This window comes from Streptomyces sp. NBC_01465, assembly GCF_036227325.1.
Taxonomy (GTDB): Bacteria; Actinomycetota; Actinomycetes; order Streptomycetales; family Streptomycetaceae; genus Streptomyces.
Map to the genome: position 1 here is coordinate 2241269 of NZ_CP109467.1, position 24866 is coordinate 2266134.

General features: G+C 68.0%; 21 protein-coding genes, 1 tRNA gene and 3 rRNA genes. 13 read left to right on the forward strand and 12 right to left on the reverse strand.

The features are described from left to right. Positions 1-39 precede the first annotated feature (39 nt). Entirely contained in the window at positions 40-795 is a 756-nt protein-coding gene (locus OG707_RS10305; protein ID WP_329116691.1) for a peptidoglycan-binding domain-containing protein, read from the forward strand. 137 nt (positions 796-932) lie between these two features. After that, positions 933-1592, forward strand: coding sequence for an HAD-IA family hydrolase (locus OG707_RS10310; RefSeq protein ID WP_329116693.1), 660 nt, complete (start codon positions 933-935; stop codon positions 1590-1592). Positions 1593-1612: 20 nt separating this feature from the next. On the opposite strand, the gene OG707_RS10315 is transcribed toward OG707_RS10310, so the two are convergent. The 4 genes from OG707_RS10315 to OG707_RS10330 form a co-directional block, all read right to left on the reverse strand. Beyond that, positions 1613-2932: a M1 family metallopeptidase gene (locus tag OG707_RS10315; protein ID WP_329116695.1), complete on the reverse strand. Its 1320-nt coding sequence runs from the start codon at positions 2930-2932 to the stop codon at positions 1613-1615. A gap of 64 nt (positions 2933-2996) precedes the next feature. Further along, positions 2997-6884 (reverse strand): Pls/PosA family non-ribosomal peptide synthetase, encoded by a 3888-nt coding sequence (locus tag OG707_RS10320; RefSeq protein ID WP_329116697.1) that lies wholly within the window; start codon positions 6882-6884, stop codon positions 2997-2999. 115 nt (positions 6885-6999) lie between these two features. Further along, entirely contained in the window at positions 7000-7581 is a 582-nt protein-coding gene (locus OG707_RS10325; RefSeq protein WP_329116698.1) for a TMEM165/GDT1 family protein, read from the reverse strand. Positions 7582-7805: 224 nt separating this feature from the next. Continuing rightward, on the reverse strand, positions 7806-8540 hold the full coding sequence (locus tag OG707_RS10330) for an ABC transporter permease (RefSeq protein ID WP_329116699.1): 735 nt from the start codon (positions 8538-8540) through the stop codon (positions 7806-7808). 165 nt (positions 8541-8705) lie between these two features. Here OG707_RS10330 and OG707_RS10335 point away from each other — a divergent pair, with 165 nt between their 5' ends. The 3 genes from OG707_RS10335 (at position 8706) to OG707_RS10345 (ending at position 11583) form a co-directional block, all read left to right on the forward strand. Then, entirely contained in the window at positions 8706-9347 is a 642-nt protein-coding gene (locus OG707_RS10335; RefSeq protein ID WP_329116703.1) for an HNH endonuclease family protein, read from the forward strand. Between the two features lie 75 nt (positions 9348-9422). Continuing rightward, positions 9423-11084, forward strand: coding sequence for an alkaline phosphatase D family protein (locus tag OG707_RS10340; RefSeq protein ID WP_329116705.1), 1662 nt, complete (start codon positions 9423-9425; stop codon positions 11082-11084). Between the two features lie 73 nt (positions 11085-11157). Next, positions 11158-11583: a DoxX family protein gene (locus OG707_RS10345; RefSeq protein ID WP_443071310.1), complete on the forward strand. Its 426-nt coding sequence runs from the start codon at positions 11158-11160 to the stop codon at positions 11581-11583. A gap of 54 nt (positions 11584-11637) precedes the next feature. On the opposite strand, the gene OG707_RS10350 is transcribed toward OG707_RS10345, so the two are convergent. Further along, positions 11638-12183, reverse strand: a complete 546-nt coding sequence (locus OG707_RS10350) for a superoxide dismutase family protein (protein ID WP_329116707.1) — start codon at positions 12181-12183, stop codon at positions 11638-11640. Between the two features lie 194 nt (positions 12184-12377). Here OG707_RS10350 and OG707_RS10355 point away from each other — a divergent pair, with 194 nt between their 5' ends. Next, the gene (locus tag OG707_RS10355; protein WP_329116709.1) at positions 12378-13007 is read left to right on the forward strand and encodes a DedA family protein; all 630 of its coding nucleotides are present in this window, start codon (positions 12378-12380) and stop codon (positions 13005-13007) included. On the opposite strand, the gene OG707_RS10360 is transcribed toward OG707_RS10355, so the two are convergent. Continuing rightward, positions 12967-13218, reverse strand: a complete 252-nt coding sequence (locus tag OG707_RS10360) for a DUF2277 domain-containing protein (RefSeq protein WP_329116711.1) — start codon at positions 13216-13218, stop codon at positions 12967-12969. The two genes, OG707_RS10355 and OG707_RS10360, sit on opposite strands and share 41 nt — an antisense overlap. Positions 13219-13374: 156 nt before the next feature. Here OG707_RS10360 and OG707_RS10365 point away from each other — a divergent pair, with 156 nt between their 5' ends. The 3 genes from OG707_RS10365 to OG707_RS10375 are packed head-to-tail and all read left to right on the forward strand — an operon-like array spanning position 13375 to position 14533. After that, the gene (locus tag OG707_RS10365) at positions 13375-13713 is read left to right on the forward strand and encodes an STAS domain-containing protein (RefSeq protein WP_329116713.1); all 339 of its coding nucleotides are present in this window, start codon (positions 13375-13377) and stop codon (positions 13711-13713) included. A 14-nt stretch (positions 13714-13727) separates the two neighbouring features. After that, a complete protein-coding gene (locus OG707_RS10370) occupies positions 13728-13994 on the forward strand; it encodes a hypothetical protein (RefSeq protein ID WP_329116715.1) in 267 nt (88 codons plus the stop codon). Between the two features lie 14 nt (positions 13995-14008). Continuing rightward, entirely contained in the window at positions 14009-14533 is a 525-nt protein-coding gene (locus tag OG707_RS10375; protein WP_329116717.1) for an AAA family ATPase, read from the forward strand. Between the two features lie 54 nt (positions 14534-14587). Here OG707_RS10375 and rrf read toward each other — a convergent pair. The 4 genes from rrf to OG707_RS10395 form a co-directional block, all read right to left on the reverse strand. Continuing rightward, positions 14588-14704, reverse strand: a 5S ribosomal RNA gene (gene rrf / locus OG707_RS10380). 77 nt (positions 14705-14781) lie between these two features. Next, positions 14782-17907, reverse strand: a 23S ribosomal RNA gene (locus OG707_RS10385). Positions 17908-18209: 302 nt separating this feature from the next. Further along, positions 18210-19734: ribosomal RNA gene (locus tag OG707_RS10390) — 16S ribosomal RNA — on the reverse strand. The 16S, 23S and 5S rRNA genes sit together here, the layout of an rRNA operon. Positions 19735-20287: 553 nt before the next feature. Continuing rightward, a complete protein-coding gene (locus OG707_RS10395) occupies positions 20288-21145 on the reverse strand; it encodes an NAD(P)H-binding protein (RefSeq protein WP_329116722.1) in 858 nt (285 codons plus the stop codon). A gap of 112 nt (positions 21146-21257) precedes the next feature. Between OG707_RS10395 and OG707_RS10400 the strand changes: the two genes are divergently transcribed. Continuing rightward, positions 21258-21626 carry a hypothetical protein gene (locus OG707_RS10400; protein WP_329116724.1) on the forward strand — a complete coding sequence of 123 codons (369 nt, stop codon included), beginning with the start codon at positions 21258-21260 and terminating at the stop codon, positions 21624-21626. Positions 21627-21642: 16 nt separating this feature from the next. Here the strand turns inward: OG707_RS10400 and OG707_RS10405 are convergent, their stop codons facing one another. Next, positions 21643-22428, reverse strand: a complete 786-nt coding sequence (locus OG707_RS10405) for a VOC family protein (RefSeq protein WP_443071311.1) — start codon at positions 22426-22428, stop codon at positions 21643-21645. A gap of 59 nt (positions 22429-22487) precedes the next feature. On the opposite strand from OG707_RS10405, the gene OG707_RS10410 reads away from it, so the two are divergent. Together OG707_RS10410 and OG707_RS10415 are read left to right on the forward strand one after the other, a co-directional pair. Further along, the gene (locus OG707_RS10410; RefSeq protein WP_329116726.1) at positions 22488-23228 is read left to right on the forward strand and encodes a peptidase E; all 741 of its coding nucleotides are present in this window, start codon (positions 22488-22490) and stop codon (positions 23226-23228) included. 62 nt (positions 23229-23290) lie between these two features. Further along, on the forward strand, positions 23291-23728 hold the full coding sequence (locus OG707_RS10415; RefSeq protein WP_329116728.1) for a hypothetical protein: 438 nt from the start codon (positions 23291-23293) through the stop codon (positions 23726-23728). 23 nt (positions 23729-23751) lie between these two features. Here the strand turns inward: OG707_RS10415 and OG707_RS10420 are convergent. Then, positions 23752-23823: transfer RNA gene (locus OG707_RS10420), tRNA-Val, on the reverse strand. A 158-nt stretch (positions 23824-23981) separates the two neighbouring features. On the opposite strand from OG707_RS10420, the gene OG707_RS10425 reads away from it, so the two are divergent. After that, the gene (locus tag OG707_RS10425) at positions 23982-24755 is read left to right on the forward strand and encodes a DUF4097 family beta strand repeat-containing protein (RefSeq protein WP_329116730.1); all 774 of its coding nucleotides are present in this window, start codon (positions 23982-23984) and stop codon (positions 24753-24755) included. The last annotated feature ends 111 nt before the right edge of the window (positions 24756-24866 follow it).

Consider the following 24866-nt stretch of genomic DNA (forward strand, 5'->3'; position numbering starts at 1 on the left):
CTGCGGCATAATCACCGCGAGTTCTAGGGGGAGGGGCCCATGGTGCACGAGGACGACGATTTCGAGCCGCTGCGGATACGTCCGTACGTCAATCTGCCAGATCCGGTGCCGGACGCGGCGGACGACGTGGTGGGGGCGGCGTACGACACGCAACCGCTCGCGCCCGTACGCGAAGAGCCCCGGCCCCCGGAGTACCTGACCTCCGACTCCGCGCCCCCGCGCCGCCGAAGACCCCTGGCCGTCCTGGCAGCCACCGTCGCGGCGCTCGCCGTCGCGGGCACGGCGGCGTTCGCGGGCGGGCTCTTCTCCGGCGACGACTCCACGGACGCGCTGCCGATCGCCCCGACGAGCGCACCGCCGCCCGAGCCGACCACCGCCGAGCCGCAGCCGACCACCACCGCGTCGCACAGCCCGTCCCCCACACCCTCGCGGCCCACGCCGTCGGCGACCCGCACGAAGTCGCAGGCGCCGCCCACGCCGTCCCCGACGCGGTCGACGGCGCGGGCGACGGGCACGGTGCAGACCCCGTCCGCGACCCCGACGTCGAACCCGCCCACGTCCGCGGCGGCCGCACCCGTGCTGAGCAGGGGCGACAGCGGGCCGGAGGTGGTGGAGCTGCAGAAGCGGCTGCAGCAGGCCTGGGTCTACCAGGGCTCCACCAACGGACGCTTCGACAACAAGGTCGAGGACGCGGTCCGGATGTACCAGTCCTGGATGGGCATCGAGGACGACCCCTCGGGCGTATACGGAGCGCACACGCGCCGCGTCCTGGAGGCATCGACACAGGAGCAGTGAGGGGGCGGGTGGCGCGAGGGGACCCCGGTTTTGTACCATGGGGAAACAAAGTGGTCCCGTCCGTACTCCCTGACCGGCGGACGGGGCCTTCTTTGTTCCCAGCGCACCCGCTGTTCCCGCGCCCCTGGAGTCACCTGATGTCCACGACCGTCCTCACCGCACGAGCCCTCCTCCTCGACATGGACGGCACGCTCGTCAACTCCGACGCCGCGGTGGAGCGCATCTGGCGCCGCTGGGCCGAGAACCACGGCCTCGACCCCGTCCAGGCGCTCAAGGTCGTCCACGGACGCCAGGGTTACGCGACGATGGCCGTACTCCTCCCCGACCGCCCCATGGAGGAGAACTACGCGGACAACCGCGAGATGCTCGCCCTGGAGACGGCCGACACGGAGGGCGTCGTCCCGGTCCCCGGAGCCCCCGCCTTCATGGAGGCCATCGCCGCTCTCCCCCACGCGCTGGTCACGTCGGCGGACGAGGCGCTGGCCCAGGCCCGTATGACGGCCTCGGACCTGCGGATGCCGCAGATCCGCGTCACGGCGGAGGGCGTCAGCGCCAGCAAGCCCGACCCCGAGGGCTTCCTCAAGGGTGCGGCGGAGCTGGGCTTCGCCCCCGAGGACTGCATCGTCTTCGAGGACTCGGAGGCGGGCGTCGAAGCGGGTCGCGCGGCGGGGATGCGCGTCGTGGGCGTGGGTCCGAGGGCGCATGCGTACGCCCCGACCGCGTACGTCCCCGACCTGACGCATGTACGGGTGGCCCAGGCGGCGGACGGCACGATCGAACTCCACGTCACCGAATAAGCCCTGGGGCTCGCGCCCAGTCAGTGGACGGGCAGCTCCGGCAGCCGGAATTCGTACACCCACGCCCGGATCAACTCCCCGATCGGCCGGGGCGCGTACCGCTCCACATGCGTGGTGAACATCAGCGTGTTCACCACACCGTGCCGGTGCACGGTCGCCCAGGCCCGCAGCATCTTGAAGAACGCGATGTCGCCGAGCGCGCAGCGCACCGCGTGCACCGCCAGGGCGCCGCGCTCGTAGAGCCGGTCGTCGAACATCCGCTTGCGGCCCGGGTCGGCCAGCTTCAGGTCCTGCGGCCGGCCCGCGAGCTCTCGGTGCGCGACGGCGGCCAGATCCTGGGCGGTGCGCCCGCCGGATCGCTCGGACCAGAGCCACTCCGCGTATTTCGCCAGGCCCTCGTTGAGCCAGATGTGTTGCCAGTCGGCGACGGTGACGCTGTTCCCGAACCACTGATGCGCGAGTTCGTGCGCGACGAGGCGCTCGAAGCCCCGGGCGCCGTCCACGTGGTTCGTACCGAACAGCGACATGCCCTGCGCCTCGACCGGCACCTCCAGCTCTTCGTCGACGACCACGACCGTGTACTCGCCGAAGGGGAAGGGCCCGAGGAGCTCCTCGAAGAGCTCCATCATCTGCGGCTGGCGCGCGAAGTCCCGCGAGAACGGGGTGATCAGATGCGCCGGAATGTGCCCGGTCTGCGGTGTGCCGCCGAGCCCCGGGTCGCCGAGCAGCACGGTCTGGCACTTGCCGATGTAGAGGCCGACCAGATAGCTGGGGGTGGGGGCGGGCTGCTCGTACACCCAGGTGGTGGTGGAGGCCCTGGTCGTACGCGTGAGGAGCCGGCCGCCCGTCACCACCTGGTAGGCGGAGGGCGTGGTGACCGAGATCTGATACGCGGCCTTGTCGGCGGGCCGGTCGTTGTTCGGATACCAGGACGGAGCGCCGACGGGCTGGCTCGCGACGAGGGCCCCGTCCGTCAGCTCCTCCCAACCGAGCGCCCCCCAGGGGCTGTTGACCGGCTTCGGATTGCCGGAGTAGTGCACCTCGACGGTGAAAGCCGCGCCCGCGGGCAGCGGTTTGGCCGGCCGGATACGGAGCCTGCCGCCGCGGAGCGTGTAGTGCGGGGCGCGGCCGTCGACGCGGATCCGGCTGATCCTGAAGTCGCCGAAGTTCAGCTGGAATTCGGGCAGCGGCGCGCGTCCGGCGATCGCGCTCAGCCGGGCCACACCCTCGAGCCGGTTGGGCGCGGGGCGGTAGTTCAGGTCGAGTTCGTAGCGGTGCACCCGGAAGCGGGAGTCCCCGTTGGACGGGAAGTAGGGGTCTGGCTTGTGTTGCCCGTTCACAACTGGTGCGCTCCCTGCCCTGTGCTCGTCCGGCCTGTCCGTCGCACGGTACTGGCCCGGCGGCTCAGGAGCGCCAGGCCTCGATCGGGTTGCCCAGCCAGCGGGTGCCCTCCGGTACCGACTCGCCGGCCATCACGAGGGATGCGGGCCCCAGCGTGCTCCTCGGTCCGATGTCGCTGCCGGGCAGTACGATCCCGCCGGGCCCCAGGGTGGCGCCCTCGCGAAGGGTCACAGTATCCGTCCGCAAGATCCGGTCGTGGAAGAGGTGGGTCTGCAGTACGCAGCCGCGGTTGACCGTGGCCGCGTCCCCGAGGGTGACCAGATCCGTCTCCGGAAGCCAGTAACTCTCGCACCACACGCCCTTTCCGATGTGTGCGCCGAGCGCGCGCAGCCACACAGGGAGGACGGGGGTGCCGGGCACCGATCCGGCGAGCCACGGTACGGCGACCATCTCGACGAAGGTGTCGGCCAGTTCGTTGCGCCACACATAGCCGCACCACAGCGGGTGTTCACCGGTGCGGTGCCGGCCCACGAGCACCCACTTGGCCACCACGGTCACCGCGCACGCGAGCACCCCTGCGGCGAGCAGGACAGGACCGCTCAGCAGCGCCGCGACCCACAGGCCGTGCTCCGCGAGCGTGCTGAGCACTCCAACGACCAGCACGGCGAGGGAAGTTGAGCAGAACACCGGGACTATCCGGCACAGTTCGACGAGCGCGCGGGCCGTACGCAGCCGGGCGGACGGCGCATACGTGCGGCTCAGTTCGGCCTCGGCGGCGGGGCGGGGCAGTCTGACCGGCGGCAGCCCCAGATAGGAGCTGCCCTCCTTCGCGTGCTTCGGGGTGGCCGAGAGCACCCCGACCAGTCCGTCGTCGGGCACGCAGCGGCCGGGCGCGGTCATGCCCGAGTTGCCGAGGAACGCCCTGCGCCCGATCTCCGCGCGCCCGATCCGCACCCAGCCGCCCCCGAGTTCGTACGGCGCGGTGAGCGTGTCGTCGGCGAGGAACGCGCCCTCGCCGACCGTGGTCAGACCGGGCAGCGCGAGCACCGTGGAGACTTCGGCGCCCCGGCCGACCCGCATGCCGAGCAGCCGCATCCAGACGGGGGTGGCGAGACCCGCGTACAGGGGGAAGAGCGTCTGCCGGGAGAGGTCCATCAACTGCGTGACGGTCCAGGCCTGCCAGCCGGTGCGGCTGTGCGTGGGGAAGGTGCCGGTACGCAGGCCCAGGCCGAGCAGGCGTACGCCGGCGAGGATCAGCAGGGCGTACGCGAAGCCGTAGGCCAGGGTCGCCGGCACGAGCGCCACCAGGGCGCCGCGCACGGCCCCGCCCAGCGCGGCGTCGGCGGGTACGAACGCGCCCGCGACCAGGAGCGCGGGCGCGGCGGCGAGGACCGGCAGCAGGGTGAGCACGACTCCCGTGGCGCCGTACATCACGCGCCAGCGCGTCGCGCGCGAGGGCCGCTGCCCCGGCCAGTCGCGCTTGGCCTTGCCCAGCTTGGCCGCGGGCGCGCCCGACCAGCGCTGGCCGGTGGGGACATGACCCTCGACGGCCGAGCCCGGGGCGATCTCGGCGCGCTTGCCGATACGGGCGCCCGGGAGCAGGGTGCTGCGCGTACCGACGACGGCCCCGGCGCCGACCTTCACGGGACCGATGTGCAGACGGTCGCCGTCGAGCCAGTGCCCGGACAGATCGACCTCGCTCTCGACGGCACAGCCGCGGCCCAGTTTGAGCAGGCCGGTCACCGGGGGCATCGAATGCAGGTCGACATCGGGGCCGACCTTGGCGCCGAGCGCACGGGCGTACCGCTCCAGCCAGGAGCCGGTCAGCGAGGCGGCCCCACTGTGCTCGGCGAGCCGCTCGGCGAGCCACAGCCTGAGGTGGACTCTGCCGCCGCGCGGATACGTACCCGCCTCGACGCCCCGCAGCAGGAGCCGGGCGCCGCCCGCCGCGACGGCGAGGCGGCCTGGAGGGGTGAACAGGAGCAGCGCCCCGGCGGCGATCAGCCACCAGGAGGCGGTGGGCGCCCAGGGGTAGGCGCCGGAGCGGTGCAGGACGTCTCCCAGGGCGGCGAGCGCGACGGACCAGCGCAGGCCGACGAGCGTGAACAGCGGTATGAGCAAGAGGAGTTGAACGATCTTGGTACGGGTCGGGACCGGTGCGATCACCCTCGTCGCACCGTCCTCCTGGACGGACTTCTCCAGGCGGTGGGCGAGTCTGCGCAGCACGGGCCGCTCGTAGATGTCGATGACGGCCGCGCTCGGATAGCGGGTGCGCAGCCGGGTGGTGAGCTGGGCGGCGGCGAGGCTGCTGCCGCCGACGGCGAAGAAGTCGTCGGAGGCGCTCGTCACGGGGATGCCGAGGGTCTCGCTCCACTGCTCGGCAAGCCAGGCCTCGGTGCCGTAGAGCTGCTCGGCGGGTCCCGCGGTCTCCAGGTCGGGCAGCGGCCACGGCAGGGCGTTGCGGTCGACCTTGCCGGAGGTGCGGGTGGGCAGTTCGTCGACGGGGGCGAGCAGCGGCACGAGCGCGGCGGGCAGCGTGGCGCGCAGCTTCTCGACGGCGGCAGGGTGGACCCAGCCCTCCTGGGTGACGATGTAGCCGACGAGCAGCTGGTTGCCGCCGCGTGCGGTGCGTACGGCGGCGGCCGCTCCTGCGACGCCGGGCAGCGCCTGGAGGGCGGCGTCGACCTCGCCGAGTTCGATACGGCGCCCGCCGAGCTTGACCTGCTCGTCGCTGCGGCCGAGGAAGACCAGGCCCTCGGGGTCGGCCCTGACGAGGTCGCCGCTGCGGTACGCGCGCTCCCAGCCCATGCAGGCGAGCGGCGCGTACTTCTCGGCGTCCTTGGCGGGGTCGAGATAGCGGGCCAGGCCCACGCCGCCGATGACGAGGTGGCCGCTCTCGCCCATGGGGACGGGCCGGTCCTCATCGTCGACAACGGCCAACTCCCAGCCGGCCAGCGGCAGTCCGATGCGGATCGGCTCGGCGCCGGTCATCAAGGATGCACAGGCGACGACGGTGGCCTCGGTGGGTCCGTAGGTGTTCCACACCTCACGGCCCTCGGTGACCAGGCGCTGGACGAGCTCGGGCGGGCAGGCCTCGCCGCCGAAGATCAGCAGCCGGACCTCGTTGAGGAACTCCGGCTCCCAGAGGGCGGCCAGCGTCGGCACGGTGGAGACCACGGTGATCTCCTGCTCGACGAGCCAGGGCCCGAGGTCGGCGCCGCTGCGGACCTGCGAGCGCCGTACGGGGACCAGGCAGGCGCCGTAGCGCCAGGCCAGCCACATCTCCTCGCAGGACGCGTCGAAGGCGACGGACAGGCCGGCCATGACACGGTCGCCGGGGCCGATCGGCTCGTCGGTGAGGAACAGGGCGGCCTCGGCGTCGACGAAGGCCGCGGCGCTGCGGTGGGTGACGGCGACGCCCTTGGGCCTGCCGGTCGATCCGGAGGTGAAGATGATCCACGCGTCGTCGCCGGGCCCGGGTCGCCCGGCCGGCACCTCTGAAGGCTCCCTGACCGTGAATGCGCAGCCCGCGCCGATCACGGTCCGTACGCCGGCCTCGCCGAAGACGAGCGCGGCCCGCTCGTCGGGGTCCTCCGCGTCCACCGGGACATAGGCGGCGCCCGCGGCGAGGACGGCGAGGATCGCGACGTAGAGGTCGCAGCTGCCGGACGGGACGCGGATGCCGACGCGGTCGCCGCGGCCCACACCGGAGGCGGCCAGACGGTGACGTAACTGCTCGACCTCGGCGGCCAGTTCGCGGTACGTCAGAGTGCGGATGCCGTCGTCGAGGCCGGGTTCGTCGGGGTGGGTGCGCACCGTCTCGTCGAGGATGTCGATCAGGGTGCGAGGGACGGGGGCGTCCCCCGCGGCGAAGAGTGCCGATTCTCCGAAGGGCCCGGTCAGCTCGGCTTCGAGCAGGCTGAGCTCGGCGTTCTCTCGCGTGGCGTCCATCGGATCCTCACGTCGGGGGCCGCGGCACCCCCGGAGGCGTGAGTCCAACTGCCTTCGGAGTACCCGGAGTTGCCCGGCACGGGGCCGGGCAACCGGGATATTTTACGCAGCCGCCTCAGCCGACGATCGCCTCGTACAGGCTGAACCCGGCGAGCGCCACCATCAGCGCCGCGGCAACCTTCGTGATCAGCTTCAGCGGTACGTGCTTCATCAGGGTCTTTCCGCCGACGATCCCCAGCCCCGCGACGGCCCACAGCGCCAGCACCGCACCGATGCCGACCGACACCGGGCTGTCGTACCGTGCCGCGAGGTTGGCCGTCATGATCTGCGTCAGGTCACCGAACTCGGCCACCAGGATCAGCATGAAACCGGCCCCGGAGACCTTCCAGAAGGACTGGTCCGCGGGCGCCTTGACCTCTTCCTCCCCGTCGTCCTTCTTGAAGAGCAGCATCGCCGCTCCGGCCAGGAAGAGAACACCGACGATGGCCTGCAGCAGCCGGTGCGGAATGAGGGTGAGCACGCTGCCGGCCGCGATGGCGAGGACGACGTGCACGGCAAAGGCGGCGGCGACGCCCACGAAGACGTAGGAGGCCTTGTAACGGGTCCCGAGCATCAGCCCGGCCAGAGCGGTCTTGTCGGGGAGTTCGGCAAGAAAGACGACACCGAAGGTGATCGCCAGGATCGTGAAGCTGATCACGAGTTGAATTCCTCAATCGGTCGGGCTGCCCGCACCGAGAGGACCTGTCCACAGCCAAAATGGGGTCGCTTCGGCACGGCAGCGTAAACAGAACACTGCGGCCGAAGGTCTCGCTGGCGGACCGATGAAAGTCCGCCTCCGGGCGCCGGCCGGAACGCATCCCTCGGGACGAGATCCAGCAGTATGTCGACGGTCCGGCGTTGAGCTACTCCCCTTCTGCACCTTCAGGATACCCGGTGCAGCCGTCCCCGGGCCACCAGCTCCAGCACCACGGCCACCGCCACGGCCTGTACGGCAAGCAGCGCGACCAGCACGAACAGCTGCACAGCCCCGGCCTCCACGGGCGAAGCGCCCCCGAGCAGCATCCCCACGAAGGCCCCGGGCAGTGTGACCAGTCCCACGGTCCGCGTCTGGTCGAGCCCGGGCAGCAGGGCATCGGACGCGACCGGCCTGGCGACCTCCATGCGCGCCTCGCGGTCGAGCAGCCCGAGCGCCATCCCCGCCTCGACCTCGCCGTTCCTGAGCCCCAGCTCGTCGAGCGCGCGCCGCCCGCCGAGCACGGTGGCGGTCAGCGCCCCGCCGATGAGGATCCCCGTCACCGGGATGACCGCGATCCCGCCCACCGGCACGAGCCCGGTCAGCAGCAGCACCAGCACCACCGGCACCACCCCGGCCGCGATCGGCGCCGCGGCCCACCACCAGGTCGCGTTCTTCGTGATGCGCCGCCCGGCGGTCCGTACGGCGACACAGAACATCAGCGCCACGAAGGCAAAGCTGAGCCCACTGCGCACCACCCACCCGATCAGCAGCGCCACCACGGCGAGCTGGACCCCGGCCCGCACTCCGGCGGTGAGGATCGCGCGGGCCAGTCCCAACTGGGCGAGCGCCGCGACAAGGGCCGCGACCAGCAGAAGTACGGCGAGAACGACGCCCAGCGTCACATTCACGGGCAGCAGCACGCGCCAACTCTAGGACCGGGCAACCGAATCGGAGGCCCACCCACCCCTTCACATGACGTGAGCATGTCGCCATCCTGTTACCCGGCGCACACCCCACGGAAATCCCGCGCCACCACGATGACCGAGCCCGAGCACCCAACCCCCGTACCCCACAAGGGAGTTCGCATGTCAGGTATCTACGCGCGTCGAATAGCCGTCGCCACCGCGACCGCCGCCCTCGCCATCACCGGCCTCATCAGCGCCCCCACCGCCCAGGCCGCCCTGCCCACCCCGGTCAGCGCCGCCACCGCGCGCACCTACCTGGCCTCCCTCACCGTCGCGACCCCGGGCTCCACCTCCGGCTACAGCCGCGACCTGTTCCCGCACTGGATCACCCAGTCCGGCAGCTGCGACACCCGCGAGGTGATCCTCAAGCGCGACGGTACGAACGTCGTCCAGTCCTCCACCTGCGCGGCCACCAGCGGCAGTTGGTACTCCCCGTACGACGGCGCCACCTGGACCGCCGCCTCCGACGTGGACATCGACCACATGGTCCCGCTCGCCGAGGCGTGGAAGTCGGGCGCCAACAGCTGGACCACCGCGCAGCGCCAGGCGTTCGCCAACGACCTCACCCGCCCCCAGCTCCTCGCCGTCACCGACAACGTCAACCAGTCGAAGAGCGACCAGGATCCGGCCACGTGGCTCCCGTCGCGCACCGCCTACCAGTGCACCTACGTCCGCGCCTGGGTCCAGGTGAAGTACTACTACAAGCTCAAGGTCGACTCGGCCGAGAAGAGCGCCATCAGCAGTGTCCTGAGCGGCTGCTGATCAAGATGTGATCCGGAACCTGTCCAGGACCCTCCGTCGTTCCGTACGGTACGGGGCGACGGAGGAGGGCATCACATGACGGCGCTGCTGCTGGGGCCACTGCTGAGGTATGTCGACTGGGAGCGGGGCGAGTCGGCGACCGTCTGGGTCGAGGCGGACCGCCCGTGCACCGCCGAGGTCCGCTGCGAGGACGGCGCGGGAGGCAGCACCCGTACCTTCCAGATAGCCGGCCACCACTACGCCCTGATACCGGTGACGGGACTGCACCCCGGAGCCGACCACCCCTACGAAGTCCGCCTGGACGGCACCCGCGTGTGGCCGCAGGAGGACTCCGCCTTCCCCGCCTCCGTCATCCGCACCGCGGCCCCCGCCTCCGATGCCGTACGCGTCTCCTTCGGCTCCTGTCGCTGGGCGGCCCCCGCGCACGGCGAGCCGGACCCCGGCGGCCCGGACGCACTCGACACCCTCGCCTCCACGCTCGCCGCGGACCCCGCCACCCCGCGCCCCGACGTCCTGCTCCTCCTCGGCGACCAGGTCTACGCCGACGAGACGTCCAAGGCCACGCGCCGCTGGCTCGCCGCCCGCCGCGACCTGCGCGAAGCCCCGGGAGCCGAGGTCGCGGACTACGAGGAGTACACCCGCCTCTACTACGAGTCCTGGCTCGACCCCGAGGTCCGCTGGCTCCTCTCCACCGTCCCCAGCTGCATGATCTTCGACGACCACGACGTCATCGACGACTGGAACACCAGCGCCTCCTGGCAGGAGGACATGCGCGCCACCGCCTGGTGGCAGGAGCGCATCCTCAGCGGCCTGATGTCGTACTGGGTCCACCAGCACCTCGGCAACCTCTCCCCCGCCGAACTGGCCACCGACCCGCTCTACGCGGCGATACGCGAAACCCCCGACGGCACCGACCGGCTGCGGGAGTTCGCGGCCTCCGCCGACGCCGACCCCGCCTTCACCAGCTGGAGCTACCGCCGCGACTTCGGCCGCACCCGCCTGCTCATGGTCGACTCCCGCGCCTCGCGCATCCTCGACGAACAGAAGCGCTCGATGCTCGACGAGGCCGAGGCCCGGTGGCTGCGCGACCAGGCGCTGGACAGCCCGGGATCGTACGACCACCTCCTCATCGGCACCTCGCTCCCCTGGCTGCTGCCGCCCCTCATCCACGACGCGGAAAGCTGGAACGCCTCGCTCTGCGCCGGAACCCGCGGAGAACGCTGGTCCCGCTTCGGCGAAAAGCTGCGCAGGGCGGCCGACCTGGAGCACTGGGCCGCCTTCCCCGACTCCTTCGAACGCCTCACCGCGCTGATCGCCCGCACCGGCACGGGCCCCGACGCACCGGCCACGATCTGCGTCCTGTCGGGCGACGTCCACCACGCCTACCTCGCCGAACCGCACTGGGCCGACGGCACGACCCCCGACGCCCGCGTCCTCCAACTGACCTGCTCCCCCGTGCACAACAGCGTCCCCGCCTTCATGCGCGTCGGCTTCCGCTTCGGCTGGAGCCGCATCGGCCGCCGCCTCGGCCGCGCACTGGCACGCCACGGCCGGACGGCCCGCCCCGCGGTCAACTGGCGCAAGGACGGCGGCCCTTGGTTCGGCAACCAACTGATGACGCTGGTCCTGCGCGGCCGCGCGGCCGAACTCCGACTGGACCAGGCCAGGAAGAGCGGCACCGGTGCGCGGCTGGACACCGTTCTGAAACAGGAGTTGACAGAAACAACACACTCTTGAACTTGCAAGTACTTATAAGGCTTACCTAATCTAGGTCTCCTCCGGTCGTCCCCCACCGAAGGAGTCCCCACTCATGTCTTCGCTGACCGCACGCACAGAGAGCGCACAGCCCTACGCGCTCGCCCTGTTCCGCATCGTCACCGGCCTGCTCTTCGCCTGCCACGGCGCCTCCGCGCTCTTCGGCGTCCTGGGCGGCACCAAGACCGACGCGGGCACCTGGCCCGGCTGGTACGCGGCCGTCATCCAGCTCGTCTGCGGTGTCCTGGTCCTGTCGGGCCTGCTCACCCGCCCCGCGGCCCTGATCGCCTCGGGTTCGATGGCGTACGCCTACTTCGACGTCCACCAGTCCAACGCCCTGTGGCCGATCCAGAACGGCGGCGAGGCCTCCGCGATGTTCTGCTGGGCCTTCCTGCTGCTGGTCTTCACCGGCCCCGGCGCCCTGGCCCTGAGCCGCCTGCTGCCGGCCCGCCGCCGCGAACCGGCGCTGGCGGGAGCCTGACGGACGGGGGGCGGCTTCTTCTCGTACGCGTACGAGAAGAAGCCGCCCCTCACCTCAACTGCCCCACACCACCTGACCGAACGGCACCGTGAAGCAGGCAACTCTCTCCCCCGCCCCGCCCGGATCCCGGTGGATCACCACGGACGCGGCCTCCCCGGCCCGGAATCCCCACCGGTGGCGGGCACTCGCGTGCGCGGCGCCCTTCTTGTCCGTGGTGAAGTCGAGCCACACCTCGTTGGCCGGGTCCGCCTTCGGGCTCGCGACGTTCTGGTAGTGCGGCCCCGCGGCCTCGCCCGTGTACCCGCAGGGCTTGGTGTGCACATGCACCCCGTACGCATGGCCGGCCTGCAGCCCCTTCACCCGCGCCGAGACCCGCGTCCCCGCCGGATCGGTCCGCTGCTCGACCTGGATCCAGGCCGCGGCGGGCACCAGATCCATGTCGTACGTGATCGCCGGGGACGGCACGAAGGCCGTCGGCGGCGCGAACCGCGCCTCGGCCCGCAGCCAGTACGCGTCGGCGGGCCCCGAGCCTCCGCCTCCGGCGACGCCGCCCGTCAACATCACCAGAGCCGCTGCCCCGGCCAGTGCACCTGCCACCATCGAACACTCCTCGCGCTAGCCCCCTGCCCCACAGCCTCGGCGCGACGGGCACACACCGACCTGCCAGGTGCACCACTCGGGTGAACGTGACTTTTCGAACAACAGGCGCCCCACAGCAACTCTCCCGAAACATCCGGCGTACGCTGTATGGCTGTAACGCGACAGACGCGTGTGAAGAAATCGGGGAGACGAAAGTGCTGGAGAGTGTGGGCGCGCTGACCGGCAGCCCATGGATCTACGCCGTGGTGGCGCTCTCCGTCGTACTCGACGTCTTTGTGCCCCTCCTGCCCAGCGGCGTCCTCGTGATCACGGCGGCGACCGCGGCGGCCGCAGGCTCCACGACGGTCGCGGGCCAGGTCCCGCGCAACGTGCCGGACCTGCTCTTCCTGACCCTCTCCGCGGCAACGGCCTCGGTCCTCGGCGACCTGGTGGCGTACCGGCTGGCCTGGCGCGGCGGCGAACGCCTGGACCGGGCCATCGCCCGCTCCCGCCGGCTGACCAGCGCGCAGGAACGTCTCGGCAGCGCCCTCGCACGCGGCGGCGGCGTCCTGGTCGTCATCGCACGCTTCGCCCCGGCGGGCCGCTCCGTGGTCTCCCTGGGCGCAGGCGCGGCCCACCGCAAGGCCAAGGAGTTCCTGCCCTGGTCGGCACTGGCGGGCGTGGCCTGGGCGGTCTACAGCGTGGGCCTCGGCTACTTCGGCGGCCAGTGGCTCGGCGCGAGCTGGCTGGGCACGGCGGTCTCCGTCTTCGCCCTGTTCGGCGCCGGCACCCTGGCGGCCTTCCTCATGCGGCGCCCGGCTCCGTCTCCGACGCCTGCGTCCTAGCCCCTCCCCGCACCTCGAGCCCGTCGAGCAGCGCCTGAGTCGCGTCCGCGATCTCCTGGACGGCGCGCTCGAACACCTCGCGGTTGTGAGCGGCGGGGGCCCGGAATCCGGACACCTTGCGTACGTACTGAAGGGCAGCGGCCCGGACGTCCTCCTCGGTGGCTTCCTCGGGGAGAACGGGCGGGCGAAGGGTCTTGATACTCCGGCACATACCTCCAGTGTCGCGCCTCCGGCCCCACCGCGCCCGCGTCGTCGGCGAACACCTGGCACTTGTCCCTGTCAACACCGAACTCCCGGGACTACACTGCGTGTTGAAGCCCCAGCCCCCGGCAGCGACACAGAGCGGATCCCGCTCCGAGGAGGCACGGTGCACGCCCAGCTCAAGCTCACCACACGCCCCATCACTGTCACGGGAAGCCTGGACCTGACGGCCCTCCCGGCACTGCGCGCCCGTCTGAGCGCCCTGACGCCCGGAACGAGGGTCACGCTCGACCTCTCGGCCGTCACCGCCTGTGACCACCGCGCCCTGGGCATCCTGCTCGCCGCAGCACGCCGCGCCCGCAACCGGGGAGGCGCCCTGGAACTGCTCACACCCAGCGCCCCGGTGCTCGATGCCCTCACCGCAACTGGCCTGATCCGTCTGCTCCCGGTCGTCGCCGACCGGACGACGGACTCGCCCGAACCAGAGATCGCAACAGCGGCGTAGGGAAGGAACGCGCCATGTCCGCACTGCTCATCTTCCTGATCGTGGCCCTGCTCGCCGTGGGAATCGTCAAGCCGGCCTTCTGGGTGGCCGCAGCCGTACTGCTCTTCGTCTACGTCCAGTACGGCCGCGCAGGCGGCCGCGGCCGCTCCCGCAACGAGGAGTACCGCGCCTACCGCGACCGCCGCGACAGCCAGGCCCGCTTCGAACGCCGCTACCGCCGCGAACACAAGGGCTTCGGCTCCTCCCAAGCAGGGGGCCGCAGGCAGGACGACCGCAGGTAACTAGTCTCCCCGGGGTGACCACCCGCAGCTTCATCATCATCTCCGGCCTCCCGGCCAGCGGAAAGACAACCCTGGCCAACCTCCTTGCCCCACAACTGGGTTGGCCGGTCATGGACAAGGACACCATCCTGGAGTCGCTCTACGACACCCTGGGCGTGGGCGACCCCACCTGGCGCCACCGCCTGAGCCGAGCCGCGGACGAAATCCTGTTCACCCTGGCGGAGTCGGTCCCGCAGGCGATCCTGGTGAACTGGTGGCACCACACCACGGCCCCACAACGCCTGTCAGCGCTCACCGCCGAACTGACCGAAATCCACTGCGACATAGATCCCACCACGGCAGCCCACCGCTTCCAGTCCCGCACCCGCCACCCGGGCCACCTGGACGCCGACCGGACCCCGGCAGAACTGGCAGCCCGCGTCGCCGAGGTCAGGTCGACGTACCCGGGTCCGCTCCACCTGGGCGGCCGGCTGCTGCGGGTCGACACGACAAACCCGGTGGACACAGCAGCAGTCGCACAGTGGCTCACCTGCGACTGAACGCAAAAATGCCTCAACCCCCGAGCAAATGCTCGGGGGTTGAGGCTAAAAATTGTTCGGCGGCGTCCTACTCTCCCACAGGGTCCCCCCTGCAGTACCATCGGCGCTGAAAGGCTTAGCTTCCGGGTTCGGAATGTAACCGGGCGTTTCCCTAACGCTATGACCACCGAAACACTATGAAATTGAACCACCGGATATGGACACGGTTGTTCGTTATTTCAGAACTAACACAGTGGACGCGAGCAACTGAGGACAAGCCCTCGGCCTATTAGTACCAGTCAGCTCCACCCGTTACCGGGCTTCCACATCTGGCCTATCAACCCAGTCGTCTACTGGGAGCCTTAACCCCTCAAAGGGGGTGGGAATACTCATCTCGAAGCAGGCTTCCCGCTTAGATGCTTTCAGCGGTTATCCTTTCCGAACGTAGCCAACCAGCCATGCCCTTGGCAGGACAACTGGCACACCAGAGGTTCGTCCGTCCCGGTCCTCTCGTACTAGGGACAGCCCTTCTCAATATTCCTACGCGCACAGAGGATAGGGACCGAACTGTCTCACGACGTTCTAAACCCAGCTCGCGTACCGCTTTAATGGGCGAACAGCCCAACCCTTGGGACCGACTCCAGCCCCAGGATGCGACGAGCCGACATCGAGGTGCCAAACCATCCCGTCGATATGGACTCTTGGGGAAGATCAGCCTGTTATCCCCGGGGTACCTTTTATCCGTTGAGCGACAGCGCTTCCACAAGCCACTGCCGGATCACTAGTCCCGACTTTCGTCCCTGCTCGACCCGTCGGTCTCACAGTCAAGCTCCCTTGTGCACTTACACTCAACACCTGATTGCCAACCAGGCTGAGGGAACCTTTGGGCGCCTCCGTTACTCTTTAGGAGGCAACCGCCCCAGTTAAACTACCCATCAGACACTGTCCCTGATCCGGATCACGGACCGAGGTTAGACATCCAGCACGACCAGAGTGGTATTTCAACGGCGACTCCACCATGACTGGCGTCACAGCTTCAAAGTCTCCCACCTATCCTACACAAGCCGAACCGAACACCAATATCAAACTGTAGTAAAGGTCCCGGGGTCTTTCCGTCCTTCTGCGCGAAACGAGCATCTTTACTCGTAGTGCAATTTCACCGGGCCTATGGTTGAGACAGTCGAGAAGTCGTTACGCCATTCGTGCAGGTCGGAACTTACCCGACAAGGAATTTCGCTACCTTAGGATGGTTATAGTTACCACCGCCGTTTACTGGCGCTTAAGTTCTCAGCTTCGCAACCCCGAAAGGTCACTAACCGGTCCCCTTAACGTTCCAGCACCGGGCAGGCGTCAGTCCGTATACATCGCCTTACGGCTTCGCACGGACCTGTGTTTTTAGTAAACAGTCGCTTCTCGCTGGTCTCTGCGGCCACCCCCAGCTCACGGAGTAAATCCGATCACCGGTGATGGCCCCCCTTCTCCCGAAGTTACGGGGGCATTTTGCCGAGTTCCTTAACCATAGTTCACCCGAACGCCTCGGTATTCTCTACCTGACCACCTGAGTCGGTTTAGGGTACGGGCCGCCATGAAACTCGCTAGAGGCTTTTCTCGACAGCATAGGATCATCCACTTCACCACAATCGGCTCGGCATCAGGTCTCAGCCTCAATGTGTGACGGATTTGCCTATCACACGGCCTACACCCTTACCCCGGGACAACCACCGCCCGGGCTGGACTACCTTCCTGCGTCACCCCATCGCTTACCTAGTACAGATCTGGGTCACCGGCTCCACCACTTCCCTCAACTCCGAAGAGATCAGGACGGCTTCACGGGCTTAGCATCGTCTGATTCAGTATTGGGCGTTTCAAAGCGGGTACCGGAATATCAACCGGTTGTCCATCGACTACGCCTGTCGGCCTCGCCTTAGGTCCCGACTTACCCTGGGCAGATCAGCTTGACCCAGGAACCCTTAGTCAATCGGCGCACACGTTTCTCACGTGTGTATCGCTACTCATGCCTGCATTCTCACTCGTGAACCGTCCACCACTGCCTTCCGGCGCGGCTTCACCCGGCACACGACGCTCCCCTACCCATCCCAGCCCCCGTTGGGGGTATGTGCTGGAATGACACGACTTCGGCGGTACGCTTGAGCCCCGCTACATTGTCGGCGCGGAATCACTTGACCAGTGAGCTATTACGCACTCTTTCAAGGGTGGCTGCTTCTAAGCCAACCTCCTGGTTGTCTCTGCGACTCCACATCCTTTCCCACTTAGCGTACGCTTAGGGGCCTTAGTCGATGCTCTGGGCTGTTTCCCTCTCGACCATGGAGCTTATCCCCCACAGTCTCACTGCCGTGCTCTCACTTACCGGCATTCGGAGTTTGGCTAAGGTCAGTAACCCGGTAGGGCCCATCGCCTATCCAGTGCTCTACCTCCGGCAAGAAACACACGACGCTGCACCTAAATGCATTTCGGGGAGAACCAGCTATCACGGAGTTTGATTGGCCTTTCACCCCTAACCACAGGTCATCCCCCAGGTTTTCAACCCTGGTGGGTTCGGTCCTCCACGACCTCTTACAGCCGCTTCAACCTGCCCATGGCTAGATCACTCCGCTTCGGGTCTAGAGCGTGCAACTCAATCGCCCTATTCGGACTCGCTTTCGCTACGGCTTCCCCACACGGGTTAACCTCGCTACACACCGCTAACTCGCAGGCTCATTCTTCAAAAGGCACGCAGTCACGACTGACAGCACAAGTGCTGCCAGCGACGCTCCCACGGCTTGTAGGCACACGGTTTCAGGTACTATTTCACTCCGCTCCCGCGGTACTTTTCACCATTCCCTCACGGTACTATCCGCTATCGGTCACCAGGGAATATTTAGGCTTAGCGGGTGGTCCCGCCAGATTCACACGGGATTTCTCGGGCCCCGTGCTACTTGGGTGTCTCTCAAACGAGCCGCATGAATTTCAGCTACGGGGGTCTTACCCTCTACGCCGGACCTTTCGCATGTCCTTCGCCTATCCATACGGTTTCTGACTCGTCTCACAGCCGGCAGACTGTGAAAGAGAGATCCCACAACCCCGCATGCGCAACCCCTGCCGGGTATCACACGCATACGGTTTGGCCTCATCCGGTTTCGCTCGCCACTACTCCCGGAATCACGGTTGTTTTCTCTTCCTGAGGGTACTGAGATGTTTCACTTCCCCTCGTTCCCTCCACATACCCTATGTGTTCAGGTATGGGTGACAGCCCATGACGACTGCCGGGTTTCCCCATTCGGAAACCCCCGGATCAAAGCCTGGTTGACGGCTCCCCGGGGACTATCGTGGCCTCCCACGTCCTTCATCGGTTCCTGGTGCCAAGGCATCCACCGTGCGCCCTTAAAAACTTGGCCACAGATGCTCGCGTCCACTGTGCAGTTCTCAAACAACGACCAACCACCCATCACACACCACTCACGCGGTGCTTTACCGGGGCCGGCAACCGAAGACACAAGGCTTTACAGCCCGTACCTTCAGATACCCAACAGCGTGCCCGACCCGATCCCTCTTCGCTCAACGTTCCACGCCGAAGCAGTACTTGTTGTGCTGAAGAGACCGTGCCGAGTAGTCAACGTTCCACCCATGAGCTAACCACCGTCGAACATTTGCCGACGTAGTGGCTCTGGATTCCTTGCGGAATCTAGATGCTCCTTAGAAAGGAGGTGATCCAGCCGCACCTTCCGGTACGGCTACCTTGTTACGACTTCGTCCCAATCGCCAGTCCCACCTTCGACAGCTCCCTCCCACAAGGGGTTGGGCCACCGGCTTCGGGTGTTACCGACTTTCGTGACGTGACGGGCGGTGTGTACAAGGCCCGGGAACGTATTCACCGCAGCAATGCTGATCTGCGATTACTAGCAACTCCGACTTCATGGGGTCGAGTTGCAGACCCCAATCCGAACTGAGACCGGCTTTTTGAGATTCGCTCCGCCTCGCGGCATCGCAGCTCATTGTACCGGCCATTGTAGCACGTGTGCAGCCCAAGACATAAGGGGCATGATGACTTGACGTCGTCCCCACCTTCCTCCGAGTTGACCCCGGCAGTCTCCTGTGAGTCCCCATCACCCCGAAGGGCATGCTGGCAACACAGAACAAGGGTTGCGCTCGTTGCGGGACTTAACCCAACATCTCACGACACGAGCTGACGACAGCCATGCACCACCTGTCACCCGACCACAAGGGGGCCGTATCTCTACGGCTTTCCGGGCGATGTCAAGCCTTGGTAAGGTTCTTCGCGTTGCGTCGAATTAAGCCACATGCTCCGCTGCTTGTGCGGGCCCCCGTCAATTCCTTTGAGTTTTAGCCTTGCGGCCGTACTCCCCAGGCGGGGAACTTAATGCGTTAGCTGCGGCACCGACGACGTGGAATGTCGCCAACACCTAGTTCCCAACGTTTACGGCGTGGACTACCAGGGTATCTAATCCTGTTCGCTCCCCACGCTTTCGCTCCTCAGCGTCAGTAATGGCCCAGAGATCCGCCTTCGCCACCGGTGTTCCTCCTGATATCTGCGCATTTCACCGCTACACCAGGAATTCCGATCTCCCCTACCACACTCTAGCCTGCCCGTATCGACTGCAGACCCGGGGTTAAGCCCCGGGCTTTCACAACCGACGTGACAAGCCGCCTACGAGCTCTTTACGCCCAATAATTCCGGACAACGCTCGCACCCTACGTATTACCGCGGCTGCTGGCACGTAGTTAGCCGGTGCTTCTTCTGCAGGTACCGTCACTTTCGCTTCTTCCCTGCTGAAAGAGGTTTACAACCCGAAGGCCGTCATCCCTCACGCGGCGTCGCTGCATCAGGCTTTCGCCCATTGTGCAATATTCCCCACTGCTGCCTCCCGTAGGAGTCTGGGCCGTGTCTCAGTCCCAGTGTGGCCGGTCGCCCTCTCAGGCCGGCTACCCGTCGTCGCCTTGGTAGGCCATCACCCCACCAACAAGCTGATAGGCCGCGGGCTCATCCTTCACCGCCGGAGCTTTTAACCAGGTCCCATGCGGAACCCGGTGTTATCCGGTATTAGACCCCGTTTCCAGGGCTTGTCCCAGAGTGAAGGGCAGATTGCCCACGTGTTACTCACCCGTTCGCCACTAATCCACCCCGAAAGGCTTCATCGTTCGACTTGCATGTGTTAAGCACGCCGCCAGCGTTCGTCCTGAGCCAGGATCAAACTCTCCGTGAATGTTTTCTCGCCGAAGCGAGTAGACACACGAAAGAGCGGAACGGTCATGTCGGAATAGGACCGACCGTTCACTGCGTCCTCGCTGTGTTGCCTTGCCTTCAGTTAAGAGACAAGGTCTTTTTCAAAGGAACCACCAACCCACCGAGGTGGGCCGGGGTATCAACATATCTGGCGTTGACTTTTGGCACGCTGTTGAGTTCTCAAGGAACGGACGCTTCCTTTGTACTCACCCTCTCGGGCTTTCCTCCGGGCGCTTCCCTTCGGTCTTGCGTTTCCGACTCTATCAGATCCTTTCGGGCCTGATTCCCAGTCGAAGTGGGTTTGTCTTTCCGGCTGTTGGGCCGTTCCGACGTCTCAAACTCTAGCGGTTTTCCCCGGTTACTCATAATCGAGTCCCAGTGCCCAATTTCGGCATGCCGAAATTGTCCCCGGGGGGAGGTCGTGCTGAGTTTGTTGCCGCTCTCGCGGCGGGATCGGCTGCCGCGGAACCGTTCCGACTCCGTGACAACTCGGAGGACAGTACGGACCGGACGGTTCCACGTCAACTCGCGGCTCAGTCCGTACGGAAGGCCGCGGCGTGGTCGGCGACCCAGTCCCGGTAGGTCAGCGCCGGGCGGCCGAGGATCTTCTCCACCTCGCCGGTGACGGGCGCCGGGCCGCCGAGGTCCCGGGCGTACCTCGCCATGAGGGCCAGCACGAACGCCTCGGAGATTCCGCGCTGGACCATTCCCTTCGCCGCAAGGTCGGCCGGCACCTCCTGGTACTGCAGTGGCCGGCCGACCACCTCGCCGATGCAGGCGACCATCTCCTCCTGGGTGAGCGCCTGTGGGCCCGTGAGGTCGACCCTCCGCCCCAGCAGGTCGTCGCTCAGCAACGCACGGGCCGCCACCGCCGCCAGGTCCCGCTCGTGCAGCGGCGCTTCGGTGAAGGAGGCGTACGGGCCGCGTACGACGTCTCCGGCCCTGATCTGTCCGCCCCATGCGTGCAGCGAACTGACCGCGAACGTCCCCGGCCGCAGGCTCACCCACTCCAGGCCGCTGGCCACCGCGGCCTCCTCGGCCTCCTTGTTGCGGTCGCCGCGGTGGCGGGAGGGCTGGTCGGCGAGGGGTTCGTCGATGTTCAGGGCTGCCATCGCCACCACCCGGCGCACCCCGTGCTCCCGGGCGAGCGCCACCAGTTCGGCGGCGCGCTCGCCCGCCGCGCGCGGGTGCAGGAAGAGGCTGGTCGCTCCGTCGAACGCGGTGGTCATCGTGTCGGGGCGCGAAGGGTCGCCCTCGACGACCTCCACGCCTGCGGGGAGGCCCGCCTCGGACGGGGTGCGGCTCACCGCCCGTACTTGGGACCCCTCCGTGTGGAGGATGTCGACGAGGGGTCGTCCTACGGTGCCGGTCGCTCCGGTTATCAAGATCATTTCTGTACTCCACTGACGCGCTCGTGTCTCGGTCGCATCCTGGGAGCGGTGCAAGCCCCGGATGTGTGACATCCGGACCGTCCGGACTGTCGGCGCGAGTGGGGAGACGTACGTGCTCAGAGGAGTTCTGATCGGCGAGAGTCTGCGCGCGGGGGCCGATGTCAGCGAGGTGCCTTTGCTCGTCACGCGGCTCCGGCGCATCGCGGTCGGCAGTGCGGCGCCGGATCAGCCCGGGCACTGGACGTTGCTCGACTTCGAGGCTCCCGAAGATGACGCCGAGCCCCTCGCCGAGGCGCTCGCGTCCGCGCTGGCTCCGACGGGCGGCTGGTACGTCAACTTCAACACCGCGGGCGAGGCGTACGTCGTCTTCGCCGGCCGCATCTGCCGCTACCCGCGCGGTAATGCGGCCGGGCGCGCACGGGCGCAGGCGTACGGACGGCTCGCCGGTGTGCCCGAGCCGCAGCTGGACTGGGAGGACTGATCCCCGCCTGCCCCCACTACCCCCGCGAATTGCCCGTGTGCGGGTCGCGGGAGGTCAGGCAGTAGAGCGCGCCCGCCGGGTCTCGCATCACGGTCCAGTACGGGAAGCGGGCCACCAACACCGCGCCGAGCTGCTCGTGCCACGTCCGGACCGCGTCGACGTCCGAGCAGGCCAGGTCGAGATGGGCCGACGTCGGGCGGTCCTCCTCCAGCCGCTGGAACAGGATGCGGAGGGGAAGGTCGGAGCCGGGTGCGACGCGCTGGAACTCGGGCAGGGAGCTCGCGCCCCACTCCCAGCCGGTGAGCGCGGCCCAGAAGGCCGGCTCGGTGTCGTACGCCGCCGGTGCCAGGTCGACGCAGATCTGGTCGAGCCGGCTGTACGAGCCCTCCGGCCCCTCCACGACTCCGGGGCGTACCGCCTCGCCCTGCCAGGACACGACGCAGAAGGGCTGCCCGGCCGGTGACCGCATGACGACCAGTCCCGGCTCGGCGAACACGACCCCGCCCCCGAGCTCCTCGGCCTTCCGTACGAAGGCGTCGATGTCGTCCACGGCGAAGTCCGGATGCGCCCCGCCGCCTTCCTCGACGCCCTGCAGCTTCACGCATGCGTCGCCCGCCGGCGGGAGGAGCGTCGCGAACTCGCCCCGGTCGCCCCGGCGTTCGGAGAGGTGCGTGCCCGTGACACTCGTCCAGAATGCGCTGCTCAGGTCGAATCGATCCAGGGGGCGGTCGACGAAAACGTAGGACCAGCGGATCGGGACGTCGTTCATGTCGCTCTTGTCCTCCGGGAGTTGGGTGCGCACCGCCCGCCAGAACCTACCCGCGGCCCGGCCGCGATCGCAGCTCGATAAGGTCGCTGACCATGACTGCCTCGGAGCGCACCATCCTCGCCACCTCCGGTGGCCTCCGCGCCGGACGCCGCATCATGGTGTCCTTCGACTCGCTGGTGCATCACGCCGTCGAACTGTCGGGGGTCCATGGCAGGCGTCCGCGCGTCATGTACGTCGGTACGGCAGTCGGAGACGCGGAACACTTCACCCTGCGCATGACCGAGGCCGCACGGGTCGCCGGGTTCGACCTCACGCCGCTGCACCTCTTCCCGATGCCGAACCTGGACGACGTCGAGGGCGCCGTACAGGGGCAGGACGTCGTCTGGGTCATGGGCGGCTCGGTCGCCAACCTGCTGGCCGTCTGGCGCGTCCACGGCCTCGATGCGATCCTGCGCCGCGCGTGGGAGGCCGGTGTGGTGCTGAGCGGGGTCAGCGCGGGGTCGATCTGCTGGTTCCAGGGCGGCACCACGGACTCCTTCGGCCCGGAGCTGCGCCCGGTGACCGACGCGCTGGGTCTGCTGCCGTACGGCAATGGCGTCCACTACGACAGCGACAAGGGGCGCCGCCCCCTGATCCACCAGCTGGTCGCCGACGGCACCCTGCCCACGACGCACTGCACGGACGACGGGGTGGGCCTGGTCTACCGGGGGACGGAGCTGGTCGAGGCGGTCGCGGAGGCGCCGGGCAAGGGGGCCTACATCGTGAGGCGCGAGGGAGAGACAGCGGTGGAGGAGCGCATCGAACCCCGGAGGCTCCCGGCCCCGCCGCGCTAGCCGGTGACGGCGCCCCGGATCCCGCTCTGGACCGGGATCGGGGCTGCTGCTTCAATGCGCGGGTGCCGGAAATCCAAATGCTCGTCTACGCAGGGTTGTTGGGGGCGTGCGCCTCGGCCGTGTACGTCAACAGCCGGCAGCGCAAGATCACGGCCCGCCTCTTCGGCGGACGGCACACCCGGATCCTCTGCCTCGTGAGGGCGGGCGGGGACCGGCTGTGGACCCGCGGCTACATCACCCTCGAATCCGGATCGTGGTCGTGGGAGCCCGGAAAGCGGCAGCAGAACCCCGTCGCGCTCCCGCCCGACCTGGCGCAACGACAGGTGAGACCACTGTCCCGGGCGGACGGGACACGCCTCAACCACCGCTTCGTGGTCATCGAGTGCACATCCGCCGAAGGTGACGTGCACATAGCCGCTCTGCCGGGGCAGGTCGAGCATCTCTGCATGGTGCTGGGCCGACAGACCCGGCCGGTGGACGCCGAAGACCCCCGGCCTTGATCGGCGGGGGGTCTTCGTGACGGTGGGCGTGGACGGTTTCGAACCGCCGACATTCGCTTTGTAAGAGCGACGCTCTACCCCTGAGCTACACACCCGTGGAGGAAGCAACAGAGTACATGGCAGGTGGGGGCCGACGGCAAACCCGTTGAGCGGTGCCGGGGGTTATCCCCACCCCCGATGCGGTGGGCGGCCGGATCGCCGGGGCGGGGCGCTCCTTCGTACCGTGGGCGCATCGCAGGTTCTAGCTGGGGGAATGATCATCGTGGCACTCCGTACGCGCACACTTCTTGCCGCAGGCGGCGCCGTCCTCGTCTCCGTCGCCGTGACCGGGTGCGGGGCCGACGCGGGGGACGCGAAGGCCGAGCACAAGTCGTTCGCGCTGAGCGGGAAGACGCTGACCGTCGACTCCGACAATTCGCAGATCGAACTGGTGCCCGCCGATGTGAAGGACGTCGAGGTCACCCGGCGCGTGGACGGGTGGGTGTTCATGGGTACGGGGCCCGAGGCGAAGTGGTCCATGAAGGACGGGACGCTCACGCTGCGGGTGAAGTGCGACGCGGTCGCCAGCAGCTGCGCGGCCCGGCACGAGATCAGGGTGCCGCGCGGGGTGGCCGTGACCGTACGGGACGGCAACGGCGGTGTGACCGCCACCGGGTTCTCGACGCCGCTCAAGGTGAGCTCCGGCAACGGGCGGGTGACCGTACGGAACTCCAGTGGCGCGCTGGACCTGGACAGCGACAACGGCAAGGTCGAGGGCGAGGGGATCAGCGCGAAGAGCGTGGTCGCCGGGTCCCACAACGGAGGGGTCAGGCTCACGCTCACCTCCGTGCCCGACCGCGTCGAGACCAGCAGCAACAACGGTGCCGTGGAGGTCACGCTGCCGAAGCAGGCCGGGCTCACGTACAAGGTGAGCACCAAGAGCCACAACGGCGACGTGAATGTCAGCGTGCCCCGCAGCGACACGAGCGCCCATGTGGTGCGTGCGACGAGCGACAACGGGGAAGTCACCGTCCGAAGCGCGAACTAACCGGCCCGTGTGTTCGTCCTTACCGGGTGGGAGAATGTACCGGGCAGGACGGACCAGCACGGGAGAGGGATTGTGACGGCAGGCTCGGCAAGAAGCAGACGGCCGTATGCG

Excerpts from the sequence above, each read along its gene's own strand:
- OG707_RS10305 (WP_329116691.1), top strand. The coding sequence starts at position 40 with ATGGTGCACGAGGACGACGATTTCGAGCCGCTGCGGATACGTCCGTAC.
- OG707_RS10310 (WP_329116693.1), top strand. The coding sequence starts at position 933 with ATGTCCACGACCGTCCTCACCGCACGAGCCCTCCTCCTCGACATGGAC.
- OG707_RS10320 (WP_329116697.1), bottom strand. The coding sequence starts at position 6,884 with ATGGACGCCACGCGAGAGAACGCCGAGCTCAGCCTGCTCGAAGCCGAG.
- OG707_RS10335 (WP_329116703.1), top strand. The coding sequence starts at position 8,706 with ATGTCAGGTATCTACGCGCGTCGAATAGCCGTCGCCACCGCGACCGCC.
- OG707_RS10340 (WP_329116705.1), top strand. The coding sequence starts at position 9,423 with ATGACGGCGCTGCTGCTGGGGCCACTGCTGAGGTATGTCGACTGGGAG.
- OG707_RS10345 (WP_443071310.1), top strand. The coding sequence starts at position 11,158 with ATGTCTTCGCTGACCGCACGCACAGAGAGCGCACAGCCCTACGCGCTC.
- OG707_RS10350 (WP_329116707.1), bottom strand. The coding sequence starts at position 12,183 with ATGGTGGCAGGTGCACTGGCCGGGGCAGCGGCTCTGGTGATGTTGACG.
- OG707_RS10360 (WP_329116711.1), bottom strand. The coding sequence starts at position 13,218 with ATGTGCCGGAGTATCAAGACCCTTCGCCCGCCCGTTCTCCCCGAGGAA.
- OG707_RS10370 (WP_329116715.1), top strand. The coding sequence starts at position 13,728 with ATGTCCGCACTGCTCATCTTCCTGATCGTGGCCCTGCTCGCCGTGGGA.
- OG707_RS10395 (WP_329116722.1), bottom strand. The coding sequence starts at position 21,145 with ATGATCTTGATAACCGGAGCGACCGGCACCGTAGGACGACCCCTCGTC.
- OG707_RS10410 (WP_329116726.1), top strand. The coding sequence starts at position 22,488 with ATGACTGCCTCGGAGCGCACCATCCTCGCCACCTCCGGTGGCCTCCGC.
- OG707_RS10425 (WP_329116730.1), top strand. The coding sequence starts at position 23,982 with ATGATCATCGTGGCACTCCGTACGCGCACACTTCTTGCCGCAGGCGGC.